The organism is Cryobacterium sp. 10I1 (genome assembly GCF_035019805.1).
Classification (GTDB): Bacteria; Actinomycetota; Actinomycetes; order Actinomycetales; family Microbacteriaceae; genus Cryobacterium; species Cryobacterium glucosi.
In genome coordinates, this window is the sequence record NZ_JASJVF010000289.1 from 1 (window position 1) to 3,848 (window position 3,848).

A 3,848-nucleotide genomic window follows, 5' to 3' on the forward strand; every position below is an offset into this window, starting at 1 on the left:
GTTGCGAAGCGGATGCCGCTAGCGCTCGTCCTGCTCGATCGTGCGGAGGAGCGCGTGGGAGTCTTCGAGACTCGCGACCAGCATCCGCTTCGCAACGGTGAGCAGTTCGGCGACGCCGGCGTCACGGACCGCGTAGAAGATGGTGTTGCCCTCACGGCGGGTGACGACCACGCCGGCGCGGCGCAGCACACCGAGTTGCTGGGAGAGGTTGGAGAGCTCGGAGCCGAGCACCTCCGCGAGGCTGCCGACCGAGCGTTCGCCGCCGACGAGCTGTTCGAGCACTTGCACGCGCAGCGGATGCCCCAGCGACTTGAACAATTCGGCCTTGAGCTGGGCCATGGGCAATCCGGTCATCGGCACCGTTTGATTATATCGCCAATTTATAATGTTCTCAAATAGGTGGGGCCGGGCACGGAAAAGGCCCGCCCTGCCGAAGCAGAACGGGCCTTCCGTCTAACCGACTAACCTGGCGAGAGGTTGTCGGCAGAACCCTAAGACTACGCCTCGGTGGACACCGATGCGACCTCGACGACGGATTCGGCGGACGCCGACTCGTCTTCGAGGACCGGGGCGAGCGACAGCTTGCCACGGTCGTCGATCTTGGTGATCTCAACGAGGACCTTCTGGCCGACTCCGAGCACGTCTTCGACGTTCTCGACGCGCTTGCCACCGGCGAGCTTGCGGACCTCGCTGATGTGCAGCAGGCCGTCCTTGCCGGGGAGGAGCGAGACGAAGGCGCCGAACGCGGCGATCTTCACGACGGTTCCGAGGAACTGCTCGCCGACCTCCGGGTTGGTCGGGTTCGCGATCGCGTTGACCTGGGCACGGGCGGCCTCTGCCGAGGGGCCGTCCACGGCGCCGATGTACACGGTGCCGTCTTCCTCGATCGAGATGTCTGCGCCGGTCTCGTCCTGGATCGCGTTGATCGTCTTGCCCTTCGGGCCGATCAGCTCTCCGATCTTGTCGACGGGGATCTGGACGCTGATCACGCGGGGCGCGGTCGGTGCCATCTCGTCGGGCTTGTCGATGGCGGCGTTCAGCACGGCGAGGATGGTCGTACGAGCATCCTTGGCCTGCGTGAGCGCACCGGCAAGCACAGAGGCGGGGATGCCGTCGAGCTTGGTGTCGAGCTGGATCGCGGTGACGAACTCGCTCGTGCCTGCGACCTTGAAGTCCATGTCGCCGAGGGCGTCTTCCGCACCGAGGATGTCGGTCAGGGCCGCGTAGCGGGTCTTCCCGTCAACGGTGTCGGAGATGAGGCCCATCGCGATGCCCGCGACCGGGGCGCGCAGCGGCACACCGGCGTTGAGCAGGGACAGGGTGGACGCACAGACGGAACCCATCGAGGTCGAGCCGTTGGAGCTCAGCGCCTCGGAGACCTGACGGATGGCGTACGGGAACTCCTCGCGCGACGGCAGCACGGGGACCAGGGCACGCTCAGCGAGCGCTCCGTGGCCGATCTCGCGACGCTTCGGCGTGCCGACCCGGCCGGTTTCACCGGTGGAGTACGGCGGGAAGTTGTAGTTGTGCATGTAGCGCTTCTTGGTGACCGGGCTCAGGGAGTCGATCGTCTGCTCGAGCTTGAGCATGTTCAGCGTCGTGACACCCAGGATCTGGGTCTCGCCGCGCTGGAAGATCGCCGAACCGTGCACGCGGGGGATGATCGCGACCTCGGCGTCGAGCGGGCGGATGTCCGCAAGCCCACGGCCGTCGATGCGGATGCCCTCGTTGAGCACGCGGGAGCGCACGACGAGCTTGGTGACCGACTTGTACGCGGCGGAAACCTGGCCTGCTGCGCTCGCGTCGAGCTCGCCGGCTTCGATCTTCGCGGCGATCGCCGTCTTGACGCTCGCCTTGAGGGCGTCGTCAGCGTTCTGACGGTCGACCTTGTCGGCGATCTGGTAGACGTTCTTCAGCTCGTCATAGGCGAGCGCGGCAACGGCGTCGTAGGTGGCGGGCACGTACGGCGGGAACACCGGGTAGTTGCCTGTCGGCTTCGCGGCCGCGGCTGCGACCTTCTGCTGCGCCTCGATGAGCTGCTTGATGAAGGGCTTCGAGGCTTCGATGCCCTCGGCGATGACCTCTTCGTTCGGCTTGATGGCGCCGCCCTGGATCAAGGTCCAGGCGTTGTCGGTGGCTTCGGCCTCGATCATCATGATCGCGACGTCTTCGCTGCCATCGGCATCCGTCACAACGCGGCCGGCGACGACCATGCTGAACACGGCCTCTTCAACCTGCGAGTGCTTCGGGAACGCGACCCACTGGCCGGAACCGTTCTGGTCGGGGATGAGCGCGACGCGGACGCCACCGATCGGGCCGGAGAACGGCAGGCCGGCGATCTGGGTCGACATCGACGCGGCGTTGATCGCCAGCACGTCGTAGTACTCGTCCGGCGCGATGGCGAGGACGGTGACGACGACCTGGATCTCGTTGCGGAGTCCGTCGACGAACGACGGGCGCAGCGGCCGGTCGATCAGGCGGCAGGTGAGGATCGCCTCGGTCGACGGGCGACCTTCGCGACGGAAGAAGCTGCCCGGGATGCGGCCGGCAGCGTACATACGCTCCTCGACATCGATGGTCAGCGGGAAGAAGTCGAAGTTTTCCTTGGGCTGCTTGCTCGCGCTCGTGGCGGACAGCAGCATCGTCTCTTCGTCGATGTATGCGGCGGCAGAACCCTGCGCCTGCTGGGCGAGACGGCCGGTCTCGAAGCGGATCGTGCGAGTGCCGTACTTGCCGTTGTCAATAACGGTTTCGGCGAACGTGATTTCTGGACCCTCCATATGGGGGTTCTCTCCTTTTGTGTTTGCTTCTCGCCATTCCGGCGATGAAGACTTGCGCACCCGTATGGCGCGCAAGGCGTGCGGACAATCCATAGATTGGCCTCGCCAAGTCTAACAGAGCGCTCTTGCTCCGGATCTGCGCTTAAACGGCGGCGTCGAAGACCGGGCCGTCGACGCAGACGAGGGGACCCTCGACCGCGGGATCCGTGCGGACCGGGGCCGCGCATCCGTGGCAGTAGCCGAGCCCGCACGCCATGTGCGCCTCGAGGGAGGCCTGCACGGGCACGCCCCATTCGGCGCCGAGTTCTGCGGCGAGCCGGGTGAGGACGCCGGCGCCGCAGACGAAGACGACGTCGGGCGGACCGGCGGCGAACTCGCGGCGCAGGAGAGCCCCGAGTGCGGGAAGGTCGGCGGTGCCCTCCGCGTCGGTGACCGGGATGAAGCGCGCACCGAGTTCGGCGCATTCGGCGGAGCCGATGAGGCTCCCCCTGGTGCGTCCGCTCGCGACGAGCGTCGCCTCGATGCCGCGGGCCGCCGCATCCTCGACCGAACCCATCACGGCGCACACGCCGACGCCGCGGCCGATCATCAGCGCCCGGCGGGTTCCGGACGGGAACTCGAAGCCGCGGCCGAGCGGCCCGGTCACGAGCAGCCGCTGCCCCGGGTTGACCGCGGCGAGTGCGGTCGTGCCGCGGCCGGCGACGCCGTAGATGACCTCGATCGTGCCTCGCTCGGGGTTCCGGCGGTGGATCGCCATCGGGCGTGGCAGCAGGATCCGCTCTCCACCGTGCGGCGGGACCGTGATCATCAGGAACTGCCCGGCGAGCGCGGTTGCCGCGATCGTGCCGCAGGACAGGGTGAGCCGGTGGTAGCGCTCGCGCACGACCTCGTGATTGACAACCGTCGCCTCGTCCCAGACCGGCTCGGGGCGCGGCCCGGCCTCTGCGGGGCGCACGGACAACAGGCCGTCGAGGGCTGCGGCATCCGCTGCGGCGAAGGCGGCCTGCCTGGCGAGCGCCGCCCGGGTCTCCGCAGCGGTCGGCGGGGTCTTCATCGGGCTCATTGGGC

At 67.7% G+C, this 3,848-nt stretch carries 3 protein-coding genes; all 3 read right to left on the reverse strand.

What is annotated here, in order from left to right; translation table 11 throughout:
• Window positions 1-18 precede the first annotated feature (18 nt).
• Window positions 19-354: an ArsR/SmtB family transcription factor gene (locus QN345_RS16640; RefSeq protein WP_134449604.1), complete on the reverse strand. Its 336-nt coding sequence runs from the start codon at window positions 352-354 to the stop codon at window positions 19-21.
• Between the two features lie 143 nt (window positions 355-497).
• The gene (locus QN345_RS16645; protein WP_134449603.1) at window positions 498-2,780 is read right to left on the reverse strand and encodes a polyribonucleotide nucleotidyltransferase; all 2,283 of its coding nucleotides are present in this window, start codon (window positions 2,778-2,780) and stop codon (window positions 498-500) included.
• A gap of 142 nt (window positions 2,781-2,922) precedes the next feature.
• Window positions 2,923-3,848 (reverse strand): hypothetical protein (locus QN345_RS16650; protein ID WP_323508910.1); only part of this gene is annotated, 926 nt, incomplete at its 5' end.